Raw genomic sequence first — 15656 nt, forward strand, 5'->3', positions numbered from 1 at the left:
TTACGTAAGTTTATGCTCACCTTTCCAGAGATCTTTTTGAATTTCTCGTTCTCGCACAACAATTGACTCGTCACCATCCACCATTATTTCAGCTGGGCGGCAGCGGCTGTTGTAGTTTGATGCCATCACAAAACCATAGGCACCCGCGCTTCTTACGGCTAGTAAGTCACCTGGGGCAATGGCCAGTTCGCGGTCTTTACCAATGAAATCACCGGTTTCGCATACCGGCCCTACCACGTCATAAAGACAAGGCGTAGAGGAGGTTTGTTGATTTACAGGAATAATATTTTGCCATGCTGAGTAAAGGGCTGGGCGCAGTAAATCGTTCATGGCAGCATCAACAATGGCGAAACTTTTCTCTTCCCCTTGCTTGATAAACTCAACTTCGGTAACCAAGATACCAGCGTTGGCGGCAATGGCTCGGCCTGGTTCTAAAATGAGCTTGAGCTGTTCACGGCCCGTCATTTTTTCAGCCATGGCAGCTGCGTATTCTTTTGGATGTGGAGGAGCTTCATCATTGTAGGTAACCCCTAATCCACCCCCTACATCGAGGTGGGAAATGACAATGCCTTTTTCAGCTAATTCATCAATGAGAATAAGCAAACGCTCTAGTGCATCAACAAAGGGGCCAATTTCCGTAAGCTGAGAACCAATGTGGCAGTCCATACCCACTACATTGAGATGAGGGAGTGAAGCGGCTAACTCGTAGGTTTGAATGGCGCGTTCACGGGCAATACCAAACTTATTGGCTTTCAGCCCAGTAGAAATATAAGGGTGGGTTTTGGCATCAACATCTGGATTAATACGCAAAGAAATGGGAGCGGTTTTGCCCAGTTTGCCAGCGACTTCATTAATACGATGTAATTCAGGTTCAGACTCTACGTTAAAGCACATGATGCCTTGATTTAGCGCGTAAGCAATTTCATCGGCCTTCTTACCTACCCCTGAAAATACAACTTTGCTGGCATCTCCGCCTGCTTCAATCACCCGTGCGAGTTCACCGCCAGAGACAATGTCGAAGCCAGAGCCTAGTTTTGCCAAGGCACTTAAAACACCAAGGTTTGAGTTGGCTTTCACTGCGTAGCAAATAAGGTGAGGGTGTTCGCCTATAGCGTCGTTAAACGCATGCCAATGGCGCTCTAATGTTGCACGCGAGTAGACGTATAAAGGGGTGCCATGAGATTTAACGATGTCACTGACGGCAACATCTTCGGCAAAAAGTTGGTTGTTTTTATAAGCAAAAAAATCCATTAATTAGATTCTCCCGAGGTGGAGGTGGGGGAGCGTGGCAAGGTGCTTGAAGGCACTGCATTATTCGACTCATCGTCAGGTGCATTTTGCTCAGGCGCTTGAGGAATATATAGCGCCCCTTTGTAACCACAGCCTGTTAATGCCATGGTGATAAAAACTAGTACAACCCACTTTTTAAGCACGAAATTTCCCGCAAAAGCTACATCAAATGCCGCTATCATCGCATTGCGGGATTAAAATGCAAGAGCCAATAAGCGTTCTTGGGTTTTATCGCCATAATGCACGTTTTGCCAAAGTTCGTTGCATAAAGTTTGTGTGTCTTTCCAATCCCCTTTTTTGAGCCAATCGATAAGAACGTCAGGATTGTCTGGAAAGGCAATGGCTTCGATGTCTGGTGCTTCTAGCCATTCTTCAACAATATCAGTATCTAATTGAAATAAGGTTTGGCAAAGGTCGAGTTTATTCAACGTCAGCACGTTTGATAATTGCTCAAATTGCCCATGTAGTGGCTTGATAAGTAACTTTTTACCTAGTTGCAATGCTTCGCTTGAAAGTTCGAAGCCCCCGTTTGCGATGACACCACTACAATGCTGCAATGCCCGCTGAAAATGCTGCTTAGACGTGGGATTCCATTGGATATGTCCTGCTTCTTTGATTTCACTGATATTGGGGTGAAAACACTGAAAAACTTGATCGCTAATAGGCTCTAACATTTGTTGTATATCAGCCACATCCTCAAAGGGCAAATACACAAGAATATGACCTTTTCCGGGCATAGAAGCGGGTTTGTCTGCCACAAATGGCGGAATAATGGGTTGATTAAAATGATACCAGTGCACACCCAACTGAATGTCGGTAGGGGCGAAGTTTTTCATGAGAACTTTGTCAATAAGGGTATCACCAGATTTTGGTACATCGTAGGCAAACGCCGCTTGGTGACTAATTGATATGGAGGGAATATTTTGACGTTTAGCCGCCCATGCTGTTACCGGCTCAAAGTCGTTAACTAATAAGTCGTAACCTGAGGCATCAAAATGCCTCACATCTTTGATGAACTGGCTGACGTTCGCTTGGCGTAATGTCGCCCAGCGATCCACGCGCCCTCGTTTTGTAACAAAGCTTAGCCCTGTAAGCGTTTGGTACTGTCCAAACACATCCATATCAAAGTATTTATCGGGCGCGCGGCCGGTAAAAACAAAATCAACGTCAATATCTGAACGCTGCGAAAGGGCAGCCGCCATAATTCGTGCTCGTGCAATATGCCCGTTGCCGGTACCTTGCACGCCATACAATAATTTCATGTTACCCCAGAATGGAAATACTCAACGACGCAATAGTGATACCAAGTAAGGTTCCCGCTACGACATCAGAAGGATAGTGAACACCAAGCAGTACTCTTGATAGCCCTATCAGTAAGGCCCAGCAATAGGCCAATACGGCAAAGGGCGGATAATAGTGCGCCACTATACTGGCCATAAGCCATGCGGCTGCCGTGTGTCCTGACGGCAAAGAGAACTTATCTGAGGGAGTGACATGTGCTGTTAAATTCATTAGAAAATCACAGGGGCGTGGTCGCTTGAACATTTTCTTAAGCAGCACATAGATAGGAAGTTCCAACGCATATGCCATCAGCGCGGTATAGAGGAATAGCTCGCCATGCTCGGGTTCAAAGGCCCAAAGTAGCATGCCGATCACAAAATAAAGGTATCCGTCGCCGGTTTTGGATAACCAGATAATGCTGCGACAGTCTCTTTTCACCGTTAGCCGGTAAATGAAATAAAAAAGATCTGTATCGTATTTGGTCAAGGATTTTAAGTTCATCACCTTGCACCCCATTGCGATTAATTAATGCACAGATTAAAAATTAACTGTGACCAATCGGTGACAAAAAAAAGAAACCTTTATTACATACTGCGTGATAAGGGAAGCTGTATTGGACACCCACAGGTTTCATGCGTGGGACACACACATCATCACGGAAATCATGGACAGTCACAACATTCAAACGTCGTAGTGGACAGCCACCAATACAATAATGCTAGCAATTTATGTGCTAATTATCCGATTACGGCACTAAATTAAAGGGAAGGTGAGGTCGATGTGAAAAATACCTTCGAATTTTATCAAGATGCGTAATCTAACGTTTTCAAGCGTTAAATTAATGCTATGCTAAACCCATCAAGTTATTCACTTCACTTAATTAAAGTAAGGCAGAGCAATGGATTACAACACTTCTGAATTATGCGATTTATTTGCCGATAGTGTCGATGTTGTCGACCCCATATTTGTAAGCTATGGCGGCCGCTACTCTTTCGGTGGTGAAGTAACCACGATTAAGTGCTTTGAAGACAGAGGGTTAATTGATAGGGTGCTGGCCCAGCCTGGAGCAGGAAAAGTATTACTGATTGACGGAGGAGGCTCGGTTCGTCGCGCGCTTATTGATGCAACGTCTGCGCAAATTGCCATAGATAACGACTGGGAAGGGATAGTGTGTTACGGCAGTGTGCGTGAAGTTGATACCTTAGCTGATTTAGACATTGGTGTTTTCGCAGTAGCGGCCATTCCGGTTAATGCTGAAAGTGAAAGTATTGGTGATGTTGATGTACCCGTGAACTTTGGCGGGGTAACTTTTTTACCAGAAGATCACCTGTACGCCGATAGTACTGGTGTCATTTTATCGCCAGAACCGCTTGATTTAGAATGAAATAGTATCCTGATATGAAGAAAGGAGGCCAAGGCCTCCTTTTTTATGATGCGTTATTGTGTTCGCTATCAAATATATGATTTAAATACATGGCAATACGAATCCCCGCCATTTGCAAACGTTCGGTGGCAATAGGCAAATGATTGTAAAGATAATCGTAGGATAGTTCGGCCCCCTCTTCAGGGTATATGGTGTCGCGAATTTCAATGCTTTCTTGAATCCATACGAATGGGTCGACAGACGCCCACTGACGAATATTTTGTGGTGTAATTTGACGATTCAGTTGCTCTGTCCACTCTGTATAAGACATTTTGCGCTGATCTAGCATTTCGGAGTCCCAAACGCGGTGCAAGTTGGAATCGTGCCAGAAGAATTGCAATTTTTCATCGTTGCCGCCTCTGTCAGTACCATTCCCCGCATGTAAAGGTTGGTGCAAATCACCAATAATGTGCACGATAAAACGCAATGCCAAACGCTTTTCCTCTGCGGTAGAGGCATCATTCAAAAGCACACTTTTAAAATGTGAGAGCGCTGTAACCGCATCGCCTTCATCTGGGGCACCTACGTTAACGTAGTTTTGACCCTCAGGTACGGTGACATAATGCCATGGAGAAGCCGTTTTGCGCCAAAACGTACTTGGGTCTGAACGCATTTCATCGGCATACGTTGACGCTTGAGCTAAAGAACCACGAGGGAGCAGGTCTTTTAGGGCGGCTTGAGAGAGCGGGCTTAAATATTTTTCCGCAATAGCGCCTGTCACACGGTGACCGGTTTGACCCCAGCCCAGTGCGGGTGAACTTGAAAGTAGAGTGGTAGACACGAAAAGCGTCACAGCGAAAAAAGTTCTTTCGAACGTTGACATAAATGTTCCTATTGATGGTGTTTAGATTGGTAGCCCCAGCGTGCAACGAGGGATTGCTCAATACCGAGGTGGTCGAGAATTCTTGCCACAACAAAGTCGACCAAATCATCTATGGTCTTTGGGTTGTGGTAAAACCCGGGTGCCGCAGGCATTATTGTGGCACCCATTTGTGACAGTTTTAACATATTTTCCAGATGGATAGAGGACAGTGGCATTTCTCTTGGCACCAAAATAAGTTGCCCGCGTTCTTTTAACACTACATCTGCGGCACGCTCAATAAGATTGTCACTGGCACCGATGGCAATGGATGAAAGGGTACCTGTTGAGCATGGACACACAACCATTTTGCGTGGTGCTGCTGAGCCAGAGGCCACTGGCGAAAACCATTCCTCTTTTCCAAAAACCTGAATCTGCCCTTCTTTTGCACCGCATTGCTCACTAAAAAACGCAGCAGCATCGCTGGGGCGCGAGGGGATTTTTACGTTTTCTTCTGTGGCAAACACCACTTTGGCTGCAGACGATATCAGTACAAATACCTCATAGTCGGCTTTTACCAAAGATTGCAACAAGGTGAGTGCATAGGGTGCACCGGAGGCGCCTGTTATCGCAAGTGTCACTTGCTTATCGTGCTTCATTGTTATGCCTTTTGTTCCCGCGCGCTCAAGGCGCTTAAAATTTGACTGTGAATGCCACCAAATCCGCCATTGCTCATGACCAGAATATGGTCACCATCTTGCGCGGTATCCACGAGCGCTTGCACAATATTTTCGATGTTATTGAAGCAATGTGTGGGTGTCTCGCTATGGGCGACCGCTAACGATAAAGACCAATCCATATCGCTAGGTTCAAATAGGAAAACCTCATCAGCTTGGTGCCATGCGCCAGCAAGCGTATCTTTATGGACACCCATCTTCATTGTATTGGAGCGAGGTTCTAATACGGCCAAAATACGTGCGTGTCCCACTTTTTTTCGCAAGCCATCTAATGTGGTCGCAATGGCGGTAGGGTGGTGAGCAAAATCGTCGTATACGGTAATTCCGTCCACATTCCCTTTAATTTCCATTCTGCGTTTTACGTTTTTAAAATGGGACAGCGCGTCAATGGCATCAGGCAAGGTGACCCCCGCATGATGTGCACTTGCAATCGCCATGAGTGCATTATCTACATTATGTTGACCTAATAGCGACCATTTCACTGAACCAACCTGACACCCATTATGTACAACGTAAAACTCACTTCCGTCTTGGTTAATCAGCTCTGCAGCCCACTCTTTACCCAGTGCTTGTCTTGATGACCAGCACCCCTTTTTCAAGGTGTCTTCTATTGATGGGGTATGATTAGGAGTAAGAATTAGGCCGTTTTCTGGCACCATTCTCACTAAGTGATGAAACTGAGTTTGAATAGCAGAAAGGTCGGCAAAAATGTCAGCATGGTCAAATTCTAAATTATTAATTACTAACGTTTTGGGGCGATAGTGCACAAATTTAGAGCGTTTGTCGAAAAACGCACTGTCGTATTCATCTGCCTCAATGACAAAAAATGGACAGTCTCCAACCCGAGCAGATACGCCAAAGTTTTCTGGCACCCCCCCGATTAAATAGCCGGGCTTCAAACCAGCGTGCTCGAGGATCCACGCTACCATGCTGCTGGTGGTGGTTTTGCCATGTGTGCCTGCAATACCGATTACCCATCTGTCTTTTAATAAATTGTCTAATAACCACTGCGGGCCACTTGTGTAGGGTAGATTGCGGTTAAGGACGTACTCTACGGCAGGGTTACCTCGTGACATAGCATTCCCAATAACCACAATATCTGGAGCTGGCGAAAATTGCGCTTCATCGTAGCCCTCGGTAAGCATGATACCCAGCGCTTCCAATTGTGTGCTCATGGGAGGGTAAACATTAGCATCAGACCCTGTTACCTTGTGGCCAAGGGATTTTGCTATAGCAGCAATACCGCCCATAAAGCTGCCACAAATGCCTAAAATATGTACATGCATCGCGCATTCTCATTCATTTTCATGTTATTAGGTGTACTCTATCAGAACCCGAAAGCGAATAGATAATTCAATTTACCGGTTCCCCCTTGGTAAAGTATTAAACTGGTATGCTGTGTAAATGGCGTTGATTTAGCGTGTTCTAATTCAGTAAGAACATGGTTACAATCGGTTTAGCATTGATTTTACTGTACTGTAATTATGAATGTGCCCTTAACAGGCGGGTTTTAGCTTGTTGGTGTTACGAGAGAAAAGCCAGAATGGAAAACTGCGCACCTCGTATCATTACACCCTACACACGAAAAAAAGGCTTACATTTAATGAAACGTTTAAATTCCCAATTGCAAAAAGACGGTGCACCCCTTGAGTTGATTCTGCTCATTCGTACCTTATTAGCTGGTTGTAAAGAGATATCTTTCCGCGTAAGCCAGGGCGCACTGGCTGGCGTGCTTGGCTCTACACTATCTGAAAATGTACAGGGCGAAACACAAAAGAAGCTCGACGTAATCTCAAACCATATTTTAAAAGATACACTTCGAGAATCTGGGTATGTAAAAGCCATTTCATCAGAAGAAGAGGACGATGTAGTACCTTGTAATCCAGAAGGTAAATACCTCGTTAGTTTCGACCCTTTAGATGGCTCATCGAATACCGAAATTAACAGCTTAATCGGTACTATATTTTCAATTACCCATGCACCGCAATGGATGGAGCCTGAAGACCCATCAGCGTTTTTACAGCCGGGAACGCAAATAGTTGCAGCAGGGTATGTGCTTTATGGCCCATCAACAATGTTGGCGCTAACTACAGGCAGAGGCACACATATTTACACCTTGGATAAAACTCACGGTGGCTTTTTATTAACTCACCCTAATATTCAAGTGCCCGAGCAAACGACTGAGTTTTCAATTAATGCCTCTAATCAACGCCATTGGGAACCATCAATGCAAGCGTATATTGCCGACCTGCTAGCGGGCAAAGACGGGCCAAGGGGCAAAAACTTCAATATGCGTTGGGTCGCCGCGATGGTAGGAGATATTCATCGTTTATTGTGTCGCGGCGGTATCTTCATGTACCCCTTCGACAACCGCGACCCATCCAAACCGGGTAAATTACGCTTGCTGTATGAAGCAAACCCAATGGCCTTTCTCATGGAGCAGGCCGGCGGTAAAGCGGAAACGGGAGAGGGCCGTATTCTAGAGGTTATGCCTGAAGAAATTCATCAACGTGTGCCTTGCATTATTGGCTCTAAAGATGAAGTAGAAACGTGCTTGAGCTACGCAACAAAGAGCGAGTAAACCTTAAAAAGCGGTAAAATTAGGGCTGATCAGTAAGACAAGCGTCTTAAATCGTTTTTATTTTGCCGCTGTCACCGTATACTTACGGGCAAAATTTCTAATCTATTATTGTAAGGACAATAGAATGAGCTTAAGTGCTGTTTCTGCTGGCAAGAACTTGCCTGATGAAGTGAATGTAATCATTGAGATCCCAGCTCACGCTGATCCAGTGAAATACGAAGTAGATAAAGACACGGGCGCGATGTTTGTAGACCGCTTTATGGCCACGTGCATGCACTACCCAACTAACTACGGTTATGTGAACAACACATTGTCAGAAGATGGTGATCCGGTTGACGTGCTTGTTATGACGCCATTCCCTCTACTAGCTGGCTCTGTGATTAAGTGCCGCCCTGTAGGCGTACTGAACATGACGGATGAGTCTGGTAAAGACGCAAAAATACTTGCAGTACCGGTGGATAAGCTTTCTACAATTTACCGTGATGTCCATGAAATTGCAGATGTACCTCCACTACTTCTTAAGCAAATCGAGCACTTCTTTGAGCACTATAAAGATTTAGAGCCTGGAAAGTGGGTTAAAATTGATGGCTGGGAAGATGCGGCCGCTGCAAAAGCTGAAATTGTCTCAAGTGTTGAGCGATTCGAAGCAGAATAATTCACGCTGACTGTAAAAAGTGTTAAAAAGGGCTGGTAATAACCAGCCCTTTTTTATTTTAAACGAGAGAGTTATGCGAAACCTTAGGGTAAAATTTATTGTTGTGCTTAGCACCCTATTGCTGGCCTTAGCGTGCAAAGGAGCGGCGGCTGAAACTGTATTAGAAGTATATTGGGAAGACTTGGTCCCCGAAGGCTTCAATGAGTTAGCGCCACCTTCTGTCCAACACAACGGGGAAATGAGCCAACTGCAACCAGATGCGCCAGTGGTCGATGCTTATGATGGTAAGCGAGTGAAAATCCCAGGCTTCGTCGTGCCACTTGAGGGGACTGAGACACTCACTACCGAGTTTTTACTAGTGCCTTACTTTGGTGCCTGCATACATGTACCACCCCCGCCTTCGAATCAAATTGTTTACGTAAAATTTGAAAAGGGTATACCTATCGATAATATTTATGACGCTATTTGGGTGACAGGCACACTATCAACGGATGGTTGGCAAGGTGATATTGCCTCTGTCGGCTATCGTCTATCGGGTGAATCGATACAAATGTTTTAAATATCTTAACGAGATTGTGCATGGGGAGTCCCCCCATGCAAGGCATTAATGTGCTCTAACAGTATTATTTGGTATCTTTGAAATGCACCATTAATGCTTGTTTAATATCGGGAGAGATAGGGGCTGAACGTTGATTTGCATAATCAAAATGCACCATGGTTGTTACGCCCTTAGCGCATAACTTTTCGTCTTGCCATAATTCTTGAAACACATCGAATGAACTCGTACCCAGGCGACTAATAAAGGTCTTTACGGTAACGGGCTTACCGTAAAAAATTTGCCCTAAAAAATCGACTTTATAACTTGCAAGTATTAACGGCCAGTTCTTTAAATCGAGGGAGGGGGTGAATATACGGAAAATAGGTTCTCTTGCGGCTTCAAACCACGCGACTAAAGCGGTATTACTGACATGTTGCAAGGCGTCTGTTTCACAAAAACGAACGTCAAAAGACGTCAGCAATGGTGTTTCATCATTCATAATAGTGTTTTACATTGTGGCTGCATTTTTCCTCACTCTAGCATTAACCAAAGTCGAATTCAGCATACTTGCTTTTAGGCGCTCGCGGAAACCGCCATAAAACAAAACTTATGGACACTCACTAATTATTGACATCCACAGACCTGAATTTGGACAGCCAATTGAAGGCGTGTTGAAAAGTGAGTGTCTTTGTTTCGCATAATTGAAGGCGTGTTGAAAAGTGAGTGTCTTTGTTTCGCATAGTTTCGTTTTTTTACTTATTTCGGGATTCCTGTCCCAAGATACAGTTTTAACCTACTGTTTTTTGCTGCAACATAATTGTCATGCCCTTTTTCTTGGATTTCACGTATGCCAAGGCCTCGTAAGTCGTTAATTTGCTTGGATAGTACGCCGTATTATCACTGCGTATCACGCTGTGTTCGTAGGGCGTATTTGTGTGGCGTGGACGAGTTGACGGGTAAAAATTATAACCATCGACGGCAAGTTATTGAAAATAGGGCTTTAAAACTGGCTAGTATTTTTGCAATCGACATATGTGCCTTTGCAGTAATGAGCAATCATACACATTTAGTCCTGCACGTTGATAAAACCAAGGCATGTGCGATGAGCAGCGATGAAGTGTTAAAACGATGGCATATGCTTCACAAAGGCACAGTGCTCACCCGTAGATACATGGATAAAAAGCAGCGGAATTCACTTTCTGAGCCTGAGTTATTAAGTGTAATCGCGTCTATAAAGGTTTATCGGCAACGCCTTTACGATATCAGCTGGTTTATGCGCTTGTTGAATGAATACATTGCCAGAATGGCAAATAAAGAAGACGCGTGTACAGGGCGCTTTTGGGAGGGCCGCTTTAAATCTCAAGCTTTACTTGATGAGGGAGCATTGCTTGCCTGCATGGCCTATGTAGACTTGAATCCCGTTCGCGCGGGGAAAGCGGACACTCCCGAGCATTCCCCCCACACTAGTGTAAAGCGAAGAGTTAGGGCTGCAAAAAATAACACGCAACCCAAAAAGCTCATGCCCTTTGTCAACAATAGTACTCATGTTCGAAAGGGACTGCCTTTTGACTTGAAAGATTACTTACTCTTGGTTGACGAAACAGGTCGCCAATTACGTGCAGATAAACCTGGCGCTATTCCCTTAGATTGTGAGCCAATTCTCACTCGGGTAGGTTTAGCGCAAGCTAAATGGTCATTAATGGTAACCAATATTGAAACACAGTTTTCGACTTGTATCAGCCTAGCGCACGCCGAACGCAAACTCGTAATTTAAGAAAATATTGCAGCAAAGATGATTTTTCCAACAGCATGAGTGCTGTTGGGAATGTTTTTCTTTGGGTGTGCTAGTTTTTTCATTTACAATCCACAAAAAGCGCTAATTTATGAACGGTTATGACTGCGATTGGGATTGATTACGGCACATCAAATTCTGAAGTTGTGTATTTTGATGGTGCTACCCATCAGCATATAAAACTTGACCCACAAGACAAGAAGGGCAACAAAATACGCTCTTCAGTATTCATCTATTTCGATGATGAACTCCCCCCGCCGCCTGACGCTATGGTTGAAGCAAAAGTGGCTCAGCTCAAACGTGCGCTGAACGAAAAAATTGATAAGGCGAAGCAAGGGTATTATTCGGCGAGCGATCCTAAAGAGCAGTCATTATACAGCGATAGAATAGACTCCCTGCGGGCCGAATTTCACAACAAGCCTTCATTGCAGCGCAAAGCCATTCAACAACTAATGCATGCCATGTCGTTAGACGAAATTCCACTATTGCGGTTAGTAGAATATGGTAAGTTTGCGTTTGGTGAAGAAGGCTTTCGTCGCTTTTTAAAAACGCCCAATAAAGGTCGTCTTATCTATTCACCAAAAAACTTTCTAGGGGCGTCGCTAGACGGCGATCAAAAACACGCTTTTATTGGCATTATTGCGAAGCAACTTGCCTATTTTAAACGTTGTGCAGAAGAGCAGCTTAATCGCCATGTTTCTACAGCAGTGATAGGTAGACCCGTTAAGTTTCATGGTACACGGGGAGAAGAAGGCAACGCTCAGGCCATTCAGATAATGACAGAAGCAGCTAGGTTAGCAGGTTTTTCGGGAGTTAATTTTCTCGATGAGCCAATAGCTGCTGCGTACAAAATAGAGCGTACACTTCCAAAAGACACGACTACGCTTATTGTAGATATTGGCGGCGGTACAACAGATATTTGTTGTATTAAATTATCTCCCAAGCGAACAAATCAGCTAGATCGTAGCCAAGACTTATTGTCTGTTACTGGCCGTAGACTAGGTGGAATGGATTGCGACAAGGGCTTACTGCTAAAAGCGGTAGCCCCTGATATGGGCATGGGGCTTAAAATGATAAACGGCTTACCTGTTCCCCCGACGTATTTTTCTGATATGTGCGCGGTTGATAACATACCGGCGCTTACACGATTCTTCTCAGACGACTATGGGCTGGATATTTCACAGACCATGTCTGTTACAAGAGAGACTGCTCAGCTTGAGCGTCTCTTGACTGTTCAAGAAGAAAAACTATCTGCTCGCGTAGTCAACTCTGTGCGTATGGCGAAGGAATTGCTATCGTCAAAGTCAACGATCACCCTGCCATTACACTACATAGAAGAAGGTTTTGATGTCAATATTAGCCAGGAGATGCTGAAAATAGCGCTAAAACCTTGGTTAGACAAAGTTAAAAAACTTGTGGTTGAGTGTTTAGATAAAAGCCCTGAAAAGCCAGAGATGGTTATGATTACAGGTGGGATGAGCTTGTCACCAATTGTTGTGGATGCGTTATACGAAGCATTATTAACGGGCCTGCCTAGGCTAGAGAATGACGCCTTTAACTCTGTTTGTGAAGGGTTAGCGATACAAGCTGCAAAGCACGAATTTGACAGCCACACTGGCTAATAGTACCTGCAGATAAAAAGACACCCACTGTAAAAGTGTGGGTGTCCATGTTTCGGGGGGCTATGTGTCGTTGTATTAGCTTGGTGCTAGCGCTGTTTCTCAAGCATTGGTTTTAGGAATCGACCGGTATGAGAGACCTCTTGTTCAGCTACGTGCTCAGGCGTGCCCTCTGCGATTATTTGGCCACCACCTGAACCACCTTCAGGGCCCAAGTCTACAATCCAGTCTGCAGTTTTTATTACATCCAGGTTGTGCTCAATAACCACCACAGTATTGCCATGGTCACGTAGTCTATGCAATACCGCAAGTAACTGTTTAATATCGTGAAAGTGTAGGCCAGTGGTGGGCTCATCTAGAATGTATAAAGTTTGCCCAGTATCTCGCTTTGACAGCTCTTTTGCTAATTTAACCCGCTGTGCTTCGCCGCCTGATAGGGTGGTAGCAGCCTGCCCTAAACGTATATAAGACAATCCTACATCAATGAGTGTCTGCAACTTACGTGAAATTGCCGGGATAGCGTCAAAAAAGTTACGCGCATCTTCAACCGTCATTTCTAACACTTCATGGATGTTTTTGTCTTTATATTTAACTTCAAGCGTTTCTCTGTTATAGCGTTTCCCTTTACATACATCGCAAGGTACATAAACATCTGGAAGAAAGTGCATCTCTACCTTTATGACCCCATCGCCCTGACACGCTTCACATCGTCCGCCTTTAACATTAAAGCTGAACCGGCCCGGTTTGTAGCCACGAGAGCGAGCTTCTTGCGTTCCGGCAAACATTTCCCTAATTGGGGTAAATATACCCGCATAGGTGGCAGGGTTTGAACGTGGAGTTCGCCCAATAGGGCTTTGGTCAATATCCACAACCTTATCGAGGTTTTCCAAACCATGCATAGATTTATGAGGGGCAGGCTCGGAGGCTGTCGCTTTGTTCAATTCTCGTTGTGCTATCTTGTAAAACGTGTCGTTAATAAGGGTAGATTTACCCGATCCAGACACGCCTGTGACGCAGGTCATCACCCCAGTAGGAATTTTCAAGTCTACCGACTTAAGGTTATTCCCCGTTGCGCCCTCTAACGTTAACCATTGGTCATTCTTAACCGCGTTTCGCGCTGTAGGTATTTCTATTTTTTCTCTACCAGAAAGGTACTTTCCAGTAAGTGATTGTTCACTTTTTAAAATGTCATCCAACTGACCTTCTGCGATAATTTGGCCACCATGCACACCTGCACCCGGGCCAATATCCACCACGTAGTCTGCTTCTCGAATGGCGTCTTCATCGTGCTCTACTACTAACACGGTGTTACCGAGGTCACGTAAATGCGTTAGGGTTTTAAGCAGGCGTTCGTTGTCTCTTTGATGCAACCCGATAGAAGGTTCATCCAACACATACATAACACCCACTAATCCCGCGCCTATTTGACTGGCAAGGCGAATACGCTGTGCTTCACCCCCTGAAAGGGTGTCGGCACTTCGTGACATCGACAAATAATTAAGACCAACGTTAACCAAAAAACGTAAGCGGTCGAGGATTTCTTTTAATATCTTCTCTGCAATTTGTGCTTTTTGACCGGCTAAATCTAAGTTCTCGAAGAATTCATAAGCACCCGCAATCGACATCTCTGCGATGGCCGGTAGCGTTGTATCCTGAATAAACACATTTCGGGCTTCCACCCTCAAGCGGGTTCCATTGCAGCTACTGCAATGTTGCTGACTTAAATATTTAGCTAATTCCTCACGCACCGAATTCGATTCAGTCTCTCGGTAGCGGCGTTCCATGTTTGGAATAATGCCTTCAAACGGATGCTTACGCTCCATAATGTCACCACGTTCATTGATGTACTTGAACGTAAGTGATTTACCTTTAGAACCGTAAAGCACAATTTCTTTGTGTTTATCATCTAAGGATTCAAACGGTACGGATAAGTCGAAGCTGTAGTGATCAGCTACCGCTTGTAGCATTTGAAAATAATAGTAGCTACGTTTATCCCAGCCGCGTATGGCACCGCCGGCTAGGCTTAATTCTGCGTTCCCGACTACCCGTGCTGGATCGAAGAACTGGCGAGTGCCTAGGCCATCACATGTTGGACACGCACCAGCGGGGTTATTAAAAGAAAACAGGCGGGGTTCGAGTTCGCTTAAGCTGTAACCGCAATGCGGGCAGGCGAAATTGGCAGAAAAAATGATTTCTTCTGCGTCTTTGTCGTCCATATCAGCCACAACGGCGTTTCCGTTAGCCAGACTTAAGGCGGTTTCAAACGACTCTGAAAGCCTTAGGGCCATGTCTTCACGCACCTTAAAGCGGTCTACAACCACTTCAATCGTGTGTTTTTTATGAAGGTCGAGTTCTGGTGGATCTGAAAGGTCGCACACTTCGCCATCAATTCGACAACGAATAAAACCTTGTGCCGACAGGTTTTGTAGCGTTTTAACGTGCTCGCCTTTGCGCTCTTTAACAATAGGCGCGAGAAGCATGAGCTTACTGCCTTCGGGCATCGCCAACACTTTATCAACCATTTGGCTGACGGTTTGTGCGTCCAACGGTACATCGTGGTCGGGGCATCGTGGTGTACCCACTCGTGCAAACATCAACCTTAAGTAATCGTATATCTCTGTGATAGTGCCTACCGTCGAGCGGGGGTTATGTGATGTCGATTTTTGCTCAATGGATATAGCAGGTGAAAGCCCCTCAATGTGGTCGACATCGGGTTTTTCCATCATGGAAAGGAATTGACGCGCATAGGCAGACAACGATTCTACATATCGTCGTTGGCCTTCCGCATAAAGGGTATCGAAAGCAAGGGATGATTTCCCCGAGCCAGAAAGTCCGGTTATCACCACCAGTTTGTCTCTTGGCAGTGTTAAATCGATGTTTTTTAAATTGTGGGTGCGGGCACCGCGAATTTCGATTTTATCCATTGAAGCCTAAGTGAGAG

The 15656-nt window shown here is 45.0% G+C and carries 15 protein-coding genes; 6 read left to right on the top strand and 9 right to left on the bottom strand.

The window, feature by feature from the left end; all coding sequences use genetic code 11:
- From lysA to IUA53_RS01060, 4 genes are read right to left on the bottom strand one after another with little or no spacing between them, the layout of a single operon-like run.
- Nucleotides 1-1251, bottom strand: coding sequence for a diaminopimelate decarboxylase (gene lysA, locus IUA53_RS01045; RefSeq protein ID WP_044055563.1), 1251 nt, complete (start codon nt 1249-1251; stop codon nt 1-3).
- Complete coding sequence (lptM, locus tag IUA53_RS01050; RefSeq protein WP_231401229.1) at nt 1251-1433, bottom strand: LPS translocon maturation chaperone LptM; 183 nt, start codon at nt 1431-1433, stop codon at nt 1251-1253. Before lptM ends, lysA begins: the two co-directional genes overlap by 1 nt.
- A gap of 51 nt (nt 1434-1484) precedes the next feature.
- The gene (locus tag IUA53_RS01055; RefSeq protein WP_196898003.1) at nt 1485-2552 is read right to left on the bottom strand and encodes an MJ1255/VC2487 family glycosyltransferase; all 1068 of its coding nucleotides are present in this window, start codon (nt 2550-2552) and stop codon (nt 1485-1487) included.
- Between the two features lies 1 nt (nt 2553).
- Nucleotides 2554-3072: a phosphatase PAP2 family protein gene (locus IUA53_RS01060; RefSeq protein ID WP_044055566.1), complete on the bottom strand. Its 519-nt coding sequence runs from the start codon at nt 3070-3072 to the stop codon at nt 2554-2556.
- 397 nt (nt 3073-3469) lie between these two features.
- On the opposite strand from IUA53_RS01060, the gene rraA reads away from it, so the two are divergent.
- Nucleotides 3470-3955: a ribonuclease E activity regulator RraA gene (rraA, locus tag IUA53_RS01065; RefSeq protein WP_196898005.1), complete on the top strand. Its 486-nt coding sequence runs from the start codon at nt 3470-3472 to the stop codon at nt 3953-3955.
- A gap of 43 nt (nt 3956-3998) precedes the next feature.
- Here the strand turns inward: rraA and IUA53_RS01070 are convergent, their stop codons facing one another.
- Genes IUA53_RS01070 through mpl form a run of 3 tightly spaced genes read right to left on the bottom strand, consistent with a single transcriptional unit; the run spans nt 3999 to nt 6816 of the window.
- Entirely contained in the window at nt 3999-4817 is an 819-nt protein-coding gene (locus IUA53_RS01070; protein WP_196898007.1) for a S1/P1 nuclease, read from the bottom strand.
- 8 nt (nt 4818-4825) lie between these two features.
- Entirely contained in the window at nt 4826-5452 is a 627-nt protein-coding gene (locus IUA53_RS01075) for a flavin prenyltransferase UbiX (protein ID WP_044055569.1), read from the bottom strand.
- A gap of 2 nt (nt 5453-5454) precedes the next feature.
- Nucleotides 5455-6816 (bottom strand): UDP-N-acetylmuramate:L-alanyl-gamma-D-glutamyl-meso-diaminopimelate ligase, encoded by a 1362-nt coding sequence (mpl, locus tag IUA53_RS01080; RefSeq protein ID WP_196898009.1) that lies wholly within the window; start codon nt 6814-6816, stop codon nt 5455-5457.
- 317 nt (nt 6817-7133) lie between these two features.
- On the opposite strand from mpl, the gene IUA53_RS01085 reads away from it, so the two are divergent.
- The 3 genes from IUA53_RS01085 to IUA53_RS01095 all read left to right on the top strand — a co-directional run bounded on the left by IUA53_RS01085 (nt 7134) and on the right by IUA53_RS01095 (nt 9325).
- The gene (locus IUA53_RS01085; RefSeq protein ID WP_044058648.1) at nt 7134-8111 is read left to right on the top strand and encodes a class 1 fructose-bisphosphatase; all 978 of its coding nucleotides are present in this window, start codon (nt 7134-7136) and stop codon (nt 8109-8111) included.
- Nucleotides 8112-8235: 124 nt separating this feature from the next.
- Nucleotides 8236-8766: an inorganic diphosphatase gene (gene ppa, locus IUA53_RS01090; RefSeq protein WP_044055571.1), complete on the top strand. Its 531-nt coding sequence runs from the start codon at nt 8236-8238 to the stop codon at nt 8764-8766.
- Between the two features lie 73 nt (nt 8767-8839).
- Nucleotides 8840-9325, top strand: a complete 486-nt coding sequence (locus tag IUA53_RS01095) for a DUF3299 domain-containing protein (RefSeq protein ID WP_196898011.1) — start codon at nt 8840-8842, stop codon at nt 9323-9325.
- A 64-nt stretch (nt 9326-9389) separates the two neighbouring features.
- Here the strand turns inward: IUA53_RS01095 and IUA53_RS01100 are convergent, their stop codons facing one another.
- Nucleotides 9390-9803, bottom strand: coding sequence for an acyl-CoA thioesterase (locus IUA53_RS01100; protein ID WP_044055573.1), 414 nt, complete (start codon nt 9801-9803; stop codon nt 9390-9392).
- Between the two features lie 549 nt (nt 9804-10352).
- Here IUA53_RS01100 and IUA53_RS01105 point away from each other — a divergent pair.
- Complete coding sequence (locus IUA53_RS01105) at nt 10353-11078, top strand: transposase (RefSeq protein WP_414630849.1); 726 nt, start codon at nt 10353-10355, stop codon at nt 11076-11078.
- 119 nt (nt 11079-11197) lie between these two features.
- Nucleotides 11198-12718, top strand: coding sequence for an Hsp70 family protein (locus IUA53_RS01110; RefSeq protein WP_196898015.1), 1521 nt, complete (start codon nt 11198-11200; stop codon nt 12716-12718).
- An 86-nt stretch (nt 12719-12804) separates the two neighbouring features.
- On the opposite strand, the gene uvrA is transcribed toward IUA53_RS01110, so the two are convergent.
- Nucleotides 12805-15639 carry an excinuclease ABC subunit UvrA gene (gene uvrA, locus IUA53_RS01115; protein ID WP_044055577.1) on the bottom strand — a complete coding sequence of 945 codons (2835 nt, stop codon included), beginning with the start codon at nt 15637-15639 and terminating at the stop codon, nt 12805-12807.
- Nucleotides 15640-15656: the final 17 nt, after the last annotated feature.

Origin of the sequence: Alteromonas sp. B31-7 (assembly GCF_015767655.1) — a bacterium.
GTDB lineage: Bacteria > Pseudomonadota > Gammaproteobacteria > Enterobacterales > Alteromonadaceae > Alteromonas > Alteromonas australica.